Here is a 12,374-nt window from a genome sequence, read left to right as displayed (position 1 = left end):
TGTCAGGCATGTTCTTCGCTTGAATTTGGTTGAGCTTGATCAAGCAAACACCACGTCGATCGTGCGTGCTCATCCATGAGCTCAAATGACAGCTGCCAGCCCCCTAAAGGATGGCTTGCAAATGATTTCCTTCGGCTTTGTATTGCTATGAAATGGTTCATTAGATGATGACAATTCTTGGCCCTTCCTTTAAGTTAGTCTCGTCTGATTCGCTGCATAGGGCTTATCTGCAGATAAATGCAGGTGCTACTATTGCAAAAATAATCTAAAATATGAAAAAGACATTTCACACAATTGTTTTAGTGGCAGCGAGCCTCGGCCTCGCAAGTTCGTCTTCCTGGGCACAGCAATACAGCGATGAGGTGATGAAAATCTGCAAAGAAGCACGTGATTTTCTCGGTTGCGCCAAGGCGTTTAGTGATGAGCCTGCCTCGGTTAAACAGGAGAAAGAGAACAATCCGGAGCAGTGCAATGACGAAGGATGGTGTAAGGCCACTGCTGGTACTGACGTCTTTGGATTACCCAAAGTTGTGGGTTGGAATTATAAAAGCTTGGATAACGGGATTCACTATGTAAGCCCCAAATTTTATAAAATCAAGCATAAGGGGCGTTCGAATCGTTACTTGGCTCGTAAATATGTTTGGCATTACTACCAAGATGCTACACCTGCTACATCTGGCTATTACAAAACGGTTAGTTCAGGTAAGAGAAAGTGTGGTTATTACCCCAATGGTTCGTACTATTGCTACACGACTGCTCCAAAAAAGGTTTGGGTTCCAGGTAAACCTGGACGGTCCGGAGGTTCTCGTGTTACCCACTACACATGGGTCAATGATTGCGAGGATAAAACATACGCTTATTATTACAGCGGAAAGCTCAAAGGTAAATGGAAAAAAGGTAGAACTGTTGATGAATGCAAGCAAATTGATGAATTCTCACGATTGAATCTCAAGCTTTGAGTTTTCCGAAAGCCGGCGTCTCATGCGTCTATGGCCTGGCCTTCTGAATCACCCATCGGCTTACTATTTAGATTGGAAATACTTGGGGTGAAACGGCTCACTCCGTGAGTGCTCGTCAAAAGTTGTCTCCATGCAAAAAGAAATAATGACTAAGCAATAGATCTTTCGTCTCAGACCTCAGCTCCAGTTCTGAGGCTTATGTTTGCATTTTTGTTTTACTTGTTATGACGAGATTGATTTCGTCCGAGATGATCGATGCTTGATTGTTTAGGTGATTGGTTCAAGCGAGTCATTCGACCAAAGTTCGACATATTGGTTATTTCTCTTTATTCTGCATGAGTCATGCTAATATAATCAAATTGATTTCAGCAGTATGAAATTTTTTGGCGAATGGATTCCGCAGTCATCAAATAGTCGAAAAATAAAAGGCTATATCGATGGCTCTGAAGAGCAAGGATATGGCGATGATATTAAGTATTTTCAAATCAACAGAAATGGTGCTCACAAGATCTGGGGTTCAAGAATTTCTGCAAAAAATAAATTTAAGCGGGGGCGTTTGGAGTATAAAAATGCTGCTAAAGTAAGCAAGCTCGATGGTTGGGATAAGAAGTCTGGCTTCATGCTTCTTATGGCGGATATGGCTCAATTGAATGATTCGTTCGGGAATGCAATCCTGGATTCTGATTGTAATATTATATTTTATCCTAAAGAGAAATTTAAAAGTCCTCAGCGTGTGTATAGCCAGCACTCTTATTGGGAAGAAGATCTATATTCGGTGACACAGCTTTCCAATGTCTACCCATCGGATAGCAATTTTATGAGCCTTGCTAATCTTTTTGATGGTAGCAATACAGTCCCAACAGGCCAAATCACATTCTTTTTTAAAGGGCAGTCAGGCTGTTGATTCCGTCCCCCAGTAGGCGCAAGTTGTCATTCCAGATAAAAAGATGGTTCTTTAGAAGTGGTTGCCGCGTCCTGAAGAACTTTCACGATGGCTGCTGTTTGAGGTATCGCTGTTCTTGCTGTAACGATGGAGGAGCCGATTGCATTCCCTGAGATCTTTGCAACTTCTGACCAATAAAATTGATTTCAAATCTTATGTTCCTCGGAGTGGGACAGCCGAATGACTAATTCGCTGAGATCACTTCAGGCAGTCACGGTTGAGTTATAACCCGATACCCCCGCGTAGCCCTCTCCGTACTTGGAGACTCTTATTAGCTCTTTGCTCTAATGCCTCTGATACGCGCAAGCGGTTGCTCTTCGGTGGAGTGTGTGTTCTTGGACAGCCGGCAGCAATGGCGCTTTTACTGCACTGAACTCCTCCAATCCAGATGGAGGTAGAGCAGGACAGGTCAAGGGTGGGGCTTCAGAAAAACCTTCGATTGAATGAGCGATAACGCCCACCTTCCTAAAATTTTCAGGAGTGGGATGCAAGCAGCAGAAGTTTTTGTTATAAAGACTTTACTGCTTCCAGTTCAATCAAAACTTGGCCAAGCCATGAAAACATTTGCACCTCTGCTGGCATTGACTTTGTCAGTCCCCATGCCCGCAGTTGCTGACAGCAACTGGTCCTACATCACTGACAATACTGAAAACACACTCTACTTTGGGCGCAACATACGACATCGTGAAGGCATAACATTCGTTGAAATCAAAATGGAGGACAACCCTGCTGGCAACAATGGAGACAAGAATTCTTGGAACCAAGCCTTCAACTGTAAAAATAAAACTTGGAGGCAAAATAATGTCGGATTTGTGCCTATCAAGAAAGGACAGGTAAACTTTGATTGGTTTAAATTTGCCTGTAAAAGGGTTGTCAACCATACCCATTAGGCTTTGTCTCGGTATCGGTGCTTGTAATTGTTTTGAATATTATTGGACCGTGATTGTCGCTTGCTCGTGTTGGCTAAACTTACTCTTTATGAGAGAGGTGATTGGAACGCTTTTTAATGTCCGGTAATACCTGTCGGAAGCCATTCTTTTCGACCACTTCCAGCGGTGTCTTGAATAGCTCGCTTAGATCTTTTGCTCTCAATAGCTCAGTTGGTGTGCCGCTTTTAACGATTGTTCCGCCATCGAGGAACAGCACGCGTTGCATCTCGGGGACGATCGTGTCCACCCGGTGGGTGACTTGAACCACGGTGGTTCCCCCTTGGATCAAGCCCTGGAGGATGGTCAGCAATTGATGGCAGGCCTGTAGATCGAGGGCGCGGCTGGGTTCATCCAACACGAGCACCTCTGGTTGGTGGACGAGGGCTCGAGCGATCAGAAGCCGGCGTCGCTGTCCGTCCGACAGTTCTCCATAACAGCGCTCACGGATGCCATGGAGCTGCAGTTGATTGAGCAGATCTCGCGCCTTCTCCCACTGCTCAGGGCTGGGGGCTTGATCTCGGCCCAGCCGGGTGGCACCAAAGAAACTGCTGACCACCACCTCCTCAACGGCTGTTTTGGGATGCAGCCGCTGTTCAAGCTCGCTCGACACCACGCCCAGGCGGCTGCGCAGCGCCCAGAGGTTCACCGTCTCGCTGCCGAACAGCCGCAGATGTGATTGGGGCCGAACAATGGGGTAAAGGCTGCGGTCAATCAGTTTCACCAGGCTGCTTTTGCCCGAGCCATTGGGGCCCAACACCGTTGTTGATTGCTTCAGCGTTAGTTGCAGAGTGAGGTTGTGAAGGACCGGCCGACCGCCAAGCCAGGCCTCGATATTGCAGAGGTCGAGCCAGGTTTCAGTGGTCATGGCCCTCCTGCAGCAACCGATCGACCACGATGGACAGGCGTGGAGCGACGGGCCGTAGCTCCTGCTGCCGCTCACTCCAGATGGATTCACGGACCAGTTCGCTCAGGGAGACCAGCTTCATTTCCTGTCCTTCTTTCAACTGCAGTTGGTTCAAAGGAACGTTGAGGGTGCCGCGGAACACATGGGCCTCTCGATTGCCGCTGTCGTCGCTGAACCACGGTTTGAGCGGTACGGGTGGAGACCAGTTGATCTCCTCCTGCAGTTCGCGGTGCACGGCCTCTGTGGCTGTTTCACCAAGATCGAGATGGCCGCCAAACAGCCCCCAGTGCCCCGGATAGATGATCGAGTCGATGTCGTCTCGAAGCTGGAGTAGCCATCGGCCCTCCCGCTGAAGCATCGCCAGAGCAACGGCGGGCTTCATGGTGACTTCTGCTTCAGGCGCGACCACTGGGCCAGTCCCCCACCTCGGCCACGCGCCGTCAATGTCCCCTGCTGCTCATCCAGCTCGATGAGCGCAAAGAAGGGCAGGCGTTGCGGTGACGGCGGCGGCAGGCTTCGCCGATGCATCACCTGACCACACCAGGACAGCTCCAATGACGCGAAGCTAAACACCAGTAATGGCCTTGAACCTTTCAGATGGGCACTGCCGCTGAACCGCAACCTAAAACCGGCCAAACAGACCTGATTGATGATCGTCAGCTCTTGACCGCTGCGTTGCAGACACAGGCTGGCCTGCAGCCAACGCAACAGTGTGGCGGTGCCGGGGGCTGATGCATCGCCCTTACGACTCCAGGTTTGCTGCAACATCCAGCAGCCTGGCAGCTGCTCGATCTGGATGCCGCTGCCTTCACGACGGATCTGGCGCTCCCTGGCGAGCAGGGCGGCAGCAGGCGGACCAGGCACGGCTGAGATCATGGGGCTCTGCAACCTCTCCATTTTTTCGGAGTGAACCCATGGAGCGCGACAAGCGCCGGACACCTCCCCTAACGGACCTGCTCTTGCGGGGACTCCGAATCGGGGCCAGCACCATCGCCATCGTTGAACTGCTCCGCAGCGATTGGCTGGGAGGGGGGCTCGCCAGCCTTGCCTGGCTGGTCTTCGTTCAGGTGGAGCGGCGTCGGGCGCCCCTCAAGCCTCCGTCCTGAGAATCGAATCGATGCAGTTGGGATGCTGACGGATATAAGCGTTGAACTCCATGGCCAGCAGACGCGCTTCAAAGGCGTCGGTGGCGTAGAAGCAGGATTCCAACTTTTCTCCGTTGGATGTCTTGTGGCGGACGGTGTAAGCAGACCGTCCCTGAGCAATGCTGGCCATGGACTGATTGAGCAGTCGTTTCAAGCTGGCACTCCTGCCAGGTGGAATTCCATAACCATTCATTCATGTTTGCGTTTCAACGCTTCGTAAAGCTGTTTGAAGCATTCGACAGCCGTTCCGACTCCTCTGTCCTCATGGTTCAGCCCATGGCCTCTTGTTCCCCCGCGTTCAAACTTGCATTGGCTTCAGTGCTGTCCCTGAGTTCGCTGCCTGCCCTGGCGGAATGGCGCCCGTTGCAGGAGCCAGGGGTCTGGCAGTCGCGTCGGAGCCGCCTCCTGCCTGGGGATGGCTGGATTTTTGTGGAGGCTGTGGAAACACCTGCTCTCAAAGCGGCTGAATACATCCGCTCTCCCCAAGCCGTGGACGTTGGTGTGGAAGTCGAGGCGGGTTTGCTGATCCAGCGCGCAGGACAGGACCAGTGGACCCACCGGATTCTGCCGATGCGTGCCAACTGCGCTGAGGGTCAGCTGGAGCAACGCCAGTCTGACGGTGCCTGGAGCGTTTACCCCGGTCGCGACGGCACCGTGGTTAAGGTCCGCTGGATTTGCGCTTTGCGATGAGCCGGCCAGCTTTTACCTACGAAGAACCGGAGCGCTTCGGCGAGTCGCTGACCACGGCACGTCCCTGGAACCGCTCCGCGCTGACCCATGTGGAGCGCCTGAATGGCCGTGTGGCCATGCTTGGGTTCGCTGCTGCTGTGGTGGTTGAAAAGCTGACCGGAATGGGCATTGCTGGTCAGCTTGGTGCCGTTTTGCGTTGGTATTTGCAGTTGGGTTGATTGATGACGGTTGTTCCTGTGCTCGAGGATTCCCAGCGGTTCAAGTTGGATTCCTCGGATGACGCGATCTTTTACAACGAGCCTCGCTTCGTTCACCATCTGGATGCGGGTTTTCGGGCCCGACTGACGACCCTCTACCGAGAGCGCATCCCCCCTTGCGCACAGGTGCTGGATCTAATGAGCAGCTGGGTCAGCCATCTGCCGGACGACGTCAGCTACGACAAGGTGACCGGCCATGGCCTCAATCGTGATGAGCTGAAAGCCAATCCACGTTTGGATCAGCACTGGGTTCAGAACCTGAACAAGGAGCAGACCCTGCCTGTGGAGGCTGAATCCATCGATGCCACCCTCATCGTTGCCGGTTGGCAATACCTCCAGCAGCCTGAGCCGATCGCGGCTGAGCTGTTGCGGATCACCCGACCCAGGGGGCAGGTGATCGTCGCGTTTTCCAATCGGATGTTCTTCACCAAGGCTCCGCAGGTCTGGACCGATGGCGATGACGGCGATCATCTCCGTTATGTCGCTGAGGTGTTGATGGCACAGGGTTGGCCCAAGCCCGAGGTCATTGCTGAAGACACACGAGCCGAAGGCGTGATGGGGTTGTTCGGTGGCAAAGGGGATCCCTTCTTTGCGGTCGTGGCTCAGAAACCTCTCCAGTAATCCCATCACGTTCCCCCGAATGGGGGGGATCACCATGAGCTTCACCCTTCCGGGTCGCCTCCCACGGCGGTTCAGGAGTGTGTTGATCGCTCTGCAGGTGTTCTTGAGGCTTCTGCAGAGGCTCATTGTTGAGCCTGTTTCTGAAGCTGGTGGAAGCCCATCCGACGTGGAAACGACTTCATTGACGCCTCGCAATGTGCGTTGATCAAGTGATCAGCACGACCTGCTCTTGCCCGGCGCGTCCCGCCTCTCCCAGCCCGTCGTTATTTTCGGCGGTTTTCTGATAACTGAGGAGGCTTATCGCCCCCTCGCCGGTTGGATTCAGCAAGCCACTGGCGCTCCAGTGCGCATCGTTCCCGTGTCCAAATTGGATTGGTTGGCAACGAGCTGGGGATTCGGCTGGACTCGCCTGCTGGACCGTCTCGACGCTTCAGTGCGCGAGCTTCAAAGCAACTCGCCCACAGGGCGCGTCACCTTGATCGGTCACAGTTCCGGAGGGGTGATGTTGCGTCCGTATTTGGTTGATCAGACCTTTCTGGGACGCTGCTTCGATGGTGCGACCCGATGCAACCGCCTGATCACCCTCGGCAGTCCTCATCAGGCTGTGCGAGCCACTCCACTTCGGGCCCGAGTGGATCGTGCGTTCCCCGGTTGTCCTGTCGCCGATCGGGTGGATTACGTGGCCGTTGCAGGTCGACTTGATCCACTGGGATCCAACGCATCAACCTTTTCAGCCCGCAGTGCCCGCCGCAGTTATCGCCAGATCATGGGTGACGCGGATCTTGAGGGCGATGGTCTGGTTCCAATCCAGTCGGCCCTGCTTCGTGGTGCCCGATGGATTGAGCTGCCCGATACGGCCCATGGAGGATTGTTCGGACAAAGCTGGTATGGCTCGCCGGATCGAATTGACGCCTGGTGGTCGCAGTTGGGTGATTGAGCGACGCGATGCGGCATTGTGGCGTCCTTCGGAGATCAGGTTGTGCAGGACTCGAAAGGTTTTGGGCGCCAGGCCAGCAACACCAAGCGGAAATCAAGCAGGAAACGTAAGCCGGGGACGTCGAACCATCGGCGTGACCAATGTCCAATGGGGCGCGATCCTGGGCTGGAAGCCATTCAGGCCAGACAGTGCCTCGCTTTGCCCTTGACCGGACGGTTGACCGTTGCGCAGGTGAAGCGGGCCCACAAAGTGCTGGCCGTCAAACATCATCCGGACAAAGGGGGTGACCCTGCCCAAATGACGCGGTTCAACACAGCCCGTGATGTGTTGCTTCAGCCCGAGATGGAGTTGCTTGCTGCGTGAAGCCGGTCAGGTGCCACTGCTGCGGCCCAGAACCAACCAGGTGATCAGCACGAGACCACTCAGGCTCACAACGGTGTAGATCCAATCGGCGTAAGGCGTCCAGAACAGTCCCGGAACAGGGGTTGTCATCTGTCCCAAACCAACAGAAGGACGACAAACAACGCACCGAAGACCAGGAAAGGCGTGAGCAGGGTCAGCAGAGACTGAGTTTCGATCGTTCAAGCTGCAGCAAACGGATCATCCGGCTCTCTGTTTTGATCTGTCAAACCTCTGTCATCGACTGAGATTCGGAGCAAAGCTTGAAACCAACCAAGATGGACCACGATGGAGAAGTGGGATGAACAATCGTCAGCGTCAACTTCTCGCGGTTTGTCTGGCTTCGATGGGCTTTGGTTTGCTCGGCGGCCTGGTTTTCAGCGTCACCTCCCAAATGATCAGACCGGGGAAGGTTGATCTGGATCAGGCAATTCCTGAACAGAGCAGGCCTACGACCAAGGGCCCTGCGTTGCCTTCGCAGGACAGGCGCCCGTTTGGATCTGACTGTGTCGTTCCTCCCGGTGGCGGTCCGCCTGTCACGAAGGACTTCAAGCCCTGTTGATCCCCTGGCAGGGGTGAGCTCGTTGCAGCACGATTTTCAAAAGAAAAGATAAAAAAGTGCTCAAGAGATACTCGAAATTGTTTCAGATGTTCTTTCCGATACCGAAACCAAAGGTTGCTTGCGGTGATGGTTTGATCCTCTTGAACACCATGAATGAACAGCGATCAGCGACTGAGCTACCTGCACCTGATGAACAAAGCTGCTGAATCGGAAGATCGGCAAAGCTACTTTTATTATCTCAAGCTTGCTGAAGAGGCGCTTCAGCGACAGGATCCCGACGTGCTTTGGAAGCCTGCCGGCTGATTCATCGAATGATGTTGGCCTTGAAAAATCCGAATCCAAGGCCGAACGAGGATGACTTGTCGCGATGCAGTGTGACCGCGACATCGAAATCGAGTAAGTCGGATTGTTCGATGTCTTCACGCTTCAGGTTGTAAGCGTTGTCGGCTTCGAAGCGATCGATGATGGTGTCCCGATTGGTCTCCAAATATTCCACGACCTGTTTGAGAACATGGTCGCGCCATGCATCACCTGCTTCGTTGCCGACTCGTTCAGACATGGAAGATTAGTCGCGGTCTAGAGATTGAACCCGAGTCCGACGTTGACGCGGGTGCCGTAGTTGTAGGGATGAACAGGTGCGATCCAGGGCGCCGGAGCAACGACGACGCGACGGCGTACGGGTGCGTAGACCGGGGCGTAGGTGCGGTAGTAGGGGCGGTAGTAGGGGCGATAAGTCTGTTTGACCGCCTTGTTGTAGCCCTTCCTGTAGCCCTTGTTGTAAGCCTTTTGCTTCTTGTGGGAGTGGTGATGGTGGTTGCCATGGGCCTGAACGGCGGGGCTTAGGCCAATGCCTGCAACGGCAACAAGAAGTGCTGCAGTGCTGAGACGTTGTGCGGGTGACATGGTCGATCCGTTGACTGAACTGAACCTATCCAGCCTGAAATCGAAAACCATGTCAGCCTCCCGCTCAAATGTGACTGAATGCTCCTCGCTGGGTGCGAGCCCTGTTTATTCCGTGTCTGTGCGCTGTTCAAGAACAAAACGCAAAGCCCAAAGTCCGGCATAGGAACCGGTCAGGACGAGGAGGATCAGGATCAACACGACACATCCCCACGAGGAGATTTGTTTTAGCTCAACTTTGGTTGATTTGTGGATGCTCCACCCAGCCACGAGTCATCACGTTATCAACGCACAAGATGTTCCAAAGCCAAGGGCACGGGCGCGTTTGTTCTTCTTCGCTTCATAGATTTCAAACGAAGTTCACACCTGAATCTGGTCGTTGCCTATGGATTGGAGTGGGCATTTCATGTACTGCTGTGGATTGAAGATGAATGAATCGGCCTTTCGTTGTTTGAAACGCAGCAGACGATTGGTTTGGGTGATTTAAATTTTCCAGTACCCATACCAGTCGGGATGTGCTGGTGGTTCTTCAACCCTGGAATCAGCTGTGAGTTTTAAATACCATTGGCCATTGCCTTGGATCGGTAGAAGATCATCCATTGCGCTGTCCATCTGAACGCTGTGAAGGTCATCCTTGTGCACTTGTTCCTGTCCTCTCAGCCAACGTTGGCGTGCCTTCGCCTTCGCTGACGCTGATGAACGCGCCGCGATCACGCCAAAATCGTGCTGTTCAGCCATGGTCGTGGGGTCATAGGCCCCCAGGTTGATGAACCAGAGACGCACTCCATCAGAACTGGATGGATCCAGTGCTTGCTCAACCACCTCCACCCGGTGTCCATCCACGTGGTCGATGCACCGATAGCTGTCGATGTGCAAGCCACGGCTAAGACCGATCCATTCCCGGCGCAGTGTGGGAAGCGTGGCTTCAATCGTTTCACCTACCACCCATCGCACATCGTGCTGTTCGATGTGGCACCCCTTACAACGTCCCCCCAGCACCACCAGAAACAGTTTCTTTGCGGTGCTCATCGCAAGCCTGTCGTCGTCGCGTCGGCATGGGCGACAACAGCGCGGCAGTGGGCGATGAAGTCTTCTGCGTTCATGGCTCCCTTGGCTTCCTTGGTCTGGAGACTCAGGACCTCAAAGTTGGCGATGCTGGGATTGTCGATTGGGCAGACCGTCGGACACCGGCGGCCGCTCAGCTGGCGACCATCCAACGGCAGACCGTCGAAGGGATCTGTTCCGTCACAACGGTGAAAGGCTGCATGGATGGCCTCCATCGCCTCTTTCACTTGATAGGTGGCTCCGTGCTTCTTGGACCGCTTCGTGTTCGACACGGCTGTGCGGTTCAGTAGCCGCTTGTAGCTCTCAGCATTGATGGTCATCCAGGTGGGGGGCAAGACATTCATCAGATCGATTCAAAGTTCAACCCGCGACCACGACAGCATTTTGGGGAAGGAATAATTTTAGATGATTGTTATTGGATTTTTCCGAGATGGCTTGAAATTAACCAACTGGATGATTGAATCTGTACTCATGTCAAATCCCTCGTTTCCATCGTTGACGATCAATAAGGTTGATCGGTTGCTGCGAATGTACATCGCGTTAATTTCGTAGGGTTCAAAATATTTTTTTCCTGTTCTGAGCCATTGTCGATAATTCGGGTCATTTTCAGGAACAGCGACACCTTGGTTTGATCCAATGGAGTACTTGCCGGCTGTCGATCTCAGGGATCTATTGGTTAGGCTTCTGAATGACTTATCTGCCTTTTTGATGTCTCTATCGTAAATCAGTCCATTGAAACTGATGTGATCCCCTGCTCTGTAATTAATAATTGCATCCACTGAGCTGGAACTCCATGTTGAAGCAGTTTCCTTGCTGAAAACATACTGATTGTAGTTCTCTCTCTCTCCGCTCAATCGATCGGCACCTCTTGTGGCGTAGAGGAAGTCGGCCTTTCGTTTTCCGATCAAGTCATCGTTCTTGTTCGTCATTCTTTTGAGCCAGTCGTAATGGCCTTTGATGCCTGTTCCTGCGCCTGTGGTTGAGACAACACCAACAACCCTGGGATGTTTTTCATTGTAGAAATACCCGTACAATGGGCCACCTGAGTCACCCGGGTTGGCCTCTAGCTTGTTGTAAATATTGATCGAGTTATCGATCGGATCGTATTCCAGATTGGCATTGTCGTACACGAGCTTCCGGCCGTATTTGCTTGGATAGCCAAGTTTTTGGATTGGGCCGTAGCTGAAGTCACTGATCCAACCGAACCTTCCATACGTCTTTCCGATGTCTTGGTTGAAGCTAAGTAGAGCTAGATCTAATTCTGCACCCTGCTTGGAGCCAATATTTCTATCGCCAAAAATAATGAGTTTATCACCATCAGGGTCGAATTCAGTGAAATATTGATACATCAAAGGTTCGTAAAATACTGAGGTTCCTTGTGCTCTTTCTTCGGGATGGTAGGAAGGATAAACACGGATCCAATCAGGTCTTCCCCCGAATCTTTTGCTGTAGATCACATGGGAGGCTGTGAGTACATCATTGTTGCCCATGATCGCACCGCTGCCGGATGCCACCTGATTCCCCCATCCCGCCTCGATATAGACAGTCGCTGTTCCTGGATATTGATTATCATCGAAGTACGTTGACATGAATGTTCTGCTTATAAATTTGTGTTAGCTGTTCTCGCTCTTTGATGTCAACTGTATGAATTGCTTAGTGCACAGTTGATCCTTTGCTTCTTCGAAGAGGCCGTATAGGGCACAATTCGGATAACTGTTGCAGATGTCGGTGCGATCCGTTGCTTGCAATTTTCGGGTCGCTCTAAGCCTCTTTTAATTTGGGCTGAGGTCTGTGCCAACAGGATTTGTTGAGAATTCACACAGTCATTCGTTTTTTTTTGGACAGCTATTTCCGGAGCTGGGGGCAGCTTCCTCCTTTATTTGTGAACTTGTCCCTGCGTGGGTTCTGAAGACTTGTCTCTTGCGCAGCCTCCAGCATTTGCGACGTTTGTGAAAGCCGCCACGACCATCACGGTGATAGCGATGGTGCCGCCGATGAGAGCAAGGTTCGGAGAATCTTTCATTGGGGTGTGCGAAATCGTCAGCTGACCTTATCCACCTCGT

20 protein-coding genes are annotated in these 12,374 nt (G+C 52.6%); 10 read left to right on the top strand and 10 right to left on the bottom strand.

Translation table 11 applies throughout. The features are described 5' to 3' along the window. Nucleotides 1-302 precede the first annotated feature (302 nt). The 3 genes from SynPROSU1_RS07710 to SynPROSU1_RS07700 all read left to right on the top strand — a co-directional run bounded on the left by SynPROSU1_RS07710 (nt 303) and on the right by SynPROSU1_RS07700 (nt 2,792). On the top strand, nt 303-959 hold the full coding sequence (locus SynPROSU1_RS07710) for a hypothetical protein (RefSeq protein WP_186570005.1): 657 nt from the start codon (nt 303-305) through the stop codon (nt 957-959). A 373-nt stretch (nt 960-1,332) separates the two neighbouring features. Then, nucleotides 1,333-1,863, top strand: coding sequence for a hypothetical protein (locus tag SynPROSU1_RS07705; protein ID WP_186570004.1), 531 nt, complete (start codon nt 1,333-1,335; stop codon nt 1,861-1,863). Between the two features lie 482 nt (nt 1,864-2,345). Beyond that, the gene (locus tag SynPROSU1_RS07700; RefSeq protein WP_186570003.1) at nt 2,346-2,792 is read left to right on the top strand and encodes a hypothetical protein; all 447 of its coding nucleotides are present in this window, start codon (nt 2,346-2,348) and stop codon (nt 2,790-2,792) included. 79 nt (nt 2,793-2,871) lie between these two features. Here SynPROSU1_RS07700 and SynPROSU1_RS07695 read toward each other — a convergent pair whose 3' ends face one another. Genes SynPROSU1_RS07695 through SynPROSU1_RS07685 form a run of 3 tightly spaced genes read right to left on the bottom strand, consistent with a single transcriptional unit; the run spans nt 2,872 to nt 4,599 of the window. Next, complete coding sequence (locus SynPROSU1_RS07695; protein WP_186570002.1) at nt 2,872-3,696, bottom strand: ABC transporter ATP-binding protein; 825 nt, start codon at nt 3,694-3,696, stop codon at nt 2,872-2,874. Further along, entirely contained in the window at nt 3,686-4,117 is a 432-nt protein-coding gene (locus tag SynPROSU1_RS07690; protein WP_186570001.1) for an NUDIX hydrolase, read from the bottom strand. Before SynPROSU1_RS07690 ends, SynPROSU1_RS07695 begins: the two co-directional genes overlap by 11 nt. Then, a complete protein-coding gene (locus SynPROSU1_RS07685; RefSeq protein WP_255444563.1) occupies nt 4,114-4,599 on the bottom strand; it encodes a hypothetical protein in 486 nt (161 codons plus the stop codon). Before SynPROSU1_RS07685 ends, SynPROSU1_RS07690 begins: the two co-directional genes overlap by 4 nt. 50 nt (nt 4,600-4,649) lie before the next feature. Between SynPROSU1_RS07685 and SynPROSU1_RS07680 the strand changes: the two genes are divergently transcribed. Next, nucleotides 4,650-4,841, top strand: coding sequence for a hypothetical protein (locus SynPROSU1_RS07680; RefSeq protein ID WP_186569999.1), 192 nt, complete (start codon nt 4,650-4,652; stop codon nt 4,839-4,841). Here SynPROSU1_RS07680 and SynPROSU1_RS07675 read toward each other — a convergent pair. Then, the gene (locus tag SynPROSU1_RS07675) at nt 4,825-5,010 is read right to left on the bottom strand and encodes a hypothetical protein (protein ID WP_186569998.1); all 186 of its coding nucleotides are present in this window, start codon (nt 5,008-5,010) and stop codon (nt 4,825-4,827) included. The two genes, SynPROSU1_RS07680 and SynPROSU1_RS07675, sit on opposite strands and share 17 nt — an antisense overlap. A gap of 146 nt (nt 5,011-5,156) precedes the next feature. On the opposite strand from SynPROSU1_RS07675, the gene SynPROSU1_RS07670 reads away from it, so the two are divergent. The 5 genes from SynPROSU1_RS07670 (at nt 5,157) to SynPROSU1_RS07650 (ending at nt 7,748) form a co-directional block, all read left to right on the top strand. Beyond that, on the top strand, nt 5,157-5,570 hold the full coding sequence (locus SynPROSU1_RS07670; protein WP_186569997.1) for a hypothetical protein: 414 nt from the start codon (nt 5,157-5,159) through the stop codon (nt 5,568-5,570). Further along, a complete protein-coding gene (locus SynPROSU1_RS07665; protein WP_186569996.1) occupies nt 5,567-5,788 on the top strand; it encodes a chlorophyll a/b-binding protein in 222 nt (73 codons plus the stop codon). The genes SynPROSU1_RS07670 and SynPROSU1_RS07665 overlap by 4 nt, the downstream gene beginning before the upstream one ends. A gap of 3 nt (nt 5,789-5,791) precedes the next feature. Continuing rightward, a complete protein-coding gene (locus SynPROSU1_RS07660) occupies nt 5,792-6,448 on the top strand; it encodes a methyltransferase domain-containing protein (RefSeq protein WP_186569995.1) in 657 nt (218 codons plus the stop codon). A gap of 229 nt (nt 6,449-6,677) precedes the next feature. Further along, nucleotides 6,678-7,385: a triacylglycerol lipase gene (locus SynPROSU1_RS07655; protein WP_186569994.1), complete on the top strand. Its 708-nt coding sequence runs from the start codon at nt 6,678-6,680 to the stop codon at nt 7,383-7,385. Nucleotides 7,386-7,532: 147 nt separating this feature from the next. Beyond that, nucleotides 7,533-7,748 (top strand): hypothetical protein, encoded by a 216-nt coding sequence (locus SynPROSU1_RS07650; protein ID WP_370586211.1) that lies wholly within the window; start codon nt 7,533-7,535, stop codon nt 7,746-7,748. Nucleotides 7,749-7,754: 6 nt separating this feature from the next. Here SynPROSU1_RS07650 and SynPROSU1_RS07645 read toward each other — a convergent pair whose 3' ends face one another. Beyond that, a complete protein-coding gene (locus SynPROSU1_RS07645) occupies nt 7,755-7,877 on the bottom strand; it encodes an adenylosuccinate lyase (protein WP_255444562.1) in 123 nt (40 codons plus the stop codon). A gap of 622 nt (nt 7,878-8,499) precedes the next feature. Between SynPROSU1_RS07645 and SynPROSU1_RS07640 the strand changes: the two genes are divergently transcribed. Beyond that, the gene (locus tag SynPROSU1_RS07640; RefSeq protein WP_186569993.1) at nt 8,500-8,649 is read left to right on the top strand and encodes a hypothetical protein; all 150 of its coding nucleotides are present in this window, start codon (nt 8,500-8,502) and stop codon (nt 8,647-8,649) included. Between the two features lies 1 nt (nt 8,650). On the opposite strand, the gene SynPROSU1_RS07635 is transcribed toward SynPROSU1_RS07640, so the two are convergent. The 5 genes from SynPROSU1_RS07635 to SynPROSU1_RS07615 all read right to left on the bottom strand — a co-directional run bounded on the left by SynPROSU1_RS07635 (nt 8,651) and on the right by SynPROSU1_RS07615 (nt 11,900). Next, nucleotides 8,651-8,905: a hypothetical protein gene (locus SynPROSU1_RS07635; protein ID WP_186569992.1), complete on the bottom strand. Its 255-nt coding sequence runs from the start codon at nt 8,903-8,905 to the stop codon at nt 8,651-8,653. 17 nt (nt 8,906-8,922) lie between these two features. After that, on the bottom strand, nt 8,923-9,249 hold the full coding sequence (locus SynPROSU1_RS07630; RefSeq protein WP_186569991.1) for a hypothetical protein: 327 nt from the start codon (nt 9,247-9,249) through the stop codon (nt 8,923-8,925). A 480-nt stretch (nt 9,250-9,729) separates the two neighbouring features. After that, nucleotides 9,730-10,275, bottom strand: a complete 546-nt coding sequence (locus SynPROSU1_RS07625) for a DUF1543 domain-containing protein (protein ID WP_186569990.1) — start codon at nt 10,273-10,275, stop codon at nt 9,730-9,732. Beyond that, nucleotides 10,272-10,655 carry a hypothetical protein gene (locus tag SynPROSU1_RS07620; protein WP_255444561.1) on the bottom strand — a complete coding sequence of 128 codons (384 nt, stop codon included), beginning with the start codon at nt 10,653-10,655 and terminating at the stop codon, nt 10,272-10,274. The genes SynPROSU1_RS07625 and SynPROSU1_RS07620 overlap by 4 nt, the downstream gene beginning before the upstream one ends. Before the next feature lie 57 nt (nt 10,656-10,712). Then, the gene (locus tag SynPROSU1_RS07615; RefSeq protein WP_186569989.1) at nt 10,713-11,900 is read right to left on the bottom strand and encodes a serine protease; all 1,188 of its coding nucleotides are present in this window, start codon (nt 11,898-11,900) and stop codon (nt 10,713-10,715) included. Between the last annotated feature and the right edge of the window lie 474 nt (nt 11,901-12,374).

Origin of the sequence: Synechococcus sp. PROS-U-1, assembly GCF_014279755.1 — a bacterium.
In the GTDB taxonomy this organism is placed as follows: Bacteria; Cyanobacteriota; Cyanobacteriia; order PCC-6307; family Cyanobiaceae; genus Parasynechococcus.
The sequence above is the reverse complement of the archived record's forward strand: the minus strand, read 5'-3'. Positions and strand labels throughout refer to the sequence as shown.

Coding starts and splice junctions, on each gene's coding strand:
- SynPROSU1_RS07705 (WP_186570004.1), top strand. CDS start 1,333: ATGAAATTTTTTGGCGAATGGATTCCGCAGTCATCAAATAGTCGAAAA.
- SynPROSU1_RS07700 (WP_186570003.1), top strand. CDS start 2,346: ATGAGCGATAACGCCCACCTTCCTAAAATTTTCAGGAGTGGGATGCAA.
- SynPROSU1_RS07695 (WP_186570002.1), bottom strand. CDS start 3,696: ATGACCACTGAAACCTGGCTCGACCTCTGCAATATCGAGGCCTGGCTT.
- SynPROSU1_RS07690 (WP_186570001.1), bottom strand. CDS start 4,117: ATGAAGCCCGCCGTTGCTCTGGCGATGCTTCAGCGGGAGGGCCGATGG.
- SynPROSU1_RS07680 (WP_186569999.1), top strand. CDS start 4,650: ATGGAGCGCGACAAGCGCCGGACACCTCCCCTAACGGACCTGCTCTTG.
- SynPROSU1_RS07675 (WP_186569998.1), bottom strand. CDS start 5,010: ATGGCCAGCATTGCTCAGGGACGGTCTGCTTACACCGTCCGCCACAAG.
- SynPROSU1_RS07670 (WP_186569997.1), top strand. CDS start 5,157: ATGGCCTCTTGTTCCCCCGCGTTCAAACTTGCATTGGCTTCAGTGCTG.
- SynPROSU1_RS07665 (WP_186569996.1), top strand. CDS start 5,567: ATGAGCCGGCCAGCTTTTACCTACGAAGAACCGGAGCGCTTCGGCGAG.
- SynPROSU1_RS07660 (WP_186569995.1), top strand. CDS start 5,792: ATGACGGTTGTTCCTGTGCTCGAGGATTCCCAGCGGTTCAAGTTGGAT.
- SynPROSU1_RS07650 (WP_370586211.1), top strand. CDS start 7,533: ATGGGGCGCGATCCTGGGCTGGAAGCCATTCAGGCCAGACAGTGCCTC.
- SynPROSU1_RS07645 (WP_255444562.1), bottom strand. CDS start 7,877: ATGACAACCCCTGTTCCGGGACTGTTCTGGACGCCTTACGCCGATTGG.
- SynPROSU1_RS07640 (WP_186569993.1), top strand. CDS start 8,500: ATGAACAGCGATCAGCGACTGAGCTACCTGCACCTGATGAACAAAGCT.
- SynPROSU1_RS07635 (WP_186569992.1), bottom strand. CDS start 8,905: ATGTCTGAACGAGTCGGCAACGAAGCAGGTGATGCATGGCGCGACCAT.
- SynPROSU1_RS07630 (WP_186569991.1), bottom strand. CDS start 9,249: ATGTCACCCGCACAACGTCTCAGCACTGCAGCACTTCTTGTTGCCGTT.
- SynPROSU1_RS07625 (WP_186569990.1), bottom strand. CDS start 10,275: ATGAGCACCGCAAAGAAACTGTTTCTGGTGGTGCTGGGGGGACGTTGT.
- SynPROSU1_RS07620 (WP_255444561.1), bottom strand. CDS start 10,655: ATGAATGTCTTGCCCCCCACCTGGATGACCATCAATGCTGAGAGCTAC.
- SynPROSU1_RS07615 (WP_186569989.1), bottom strand. CDS start 11,900: ATGTCAACGTACTTCGATGATAATCAATATCCAGGAACAGCGACTGTC.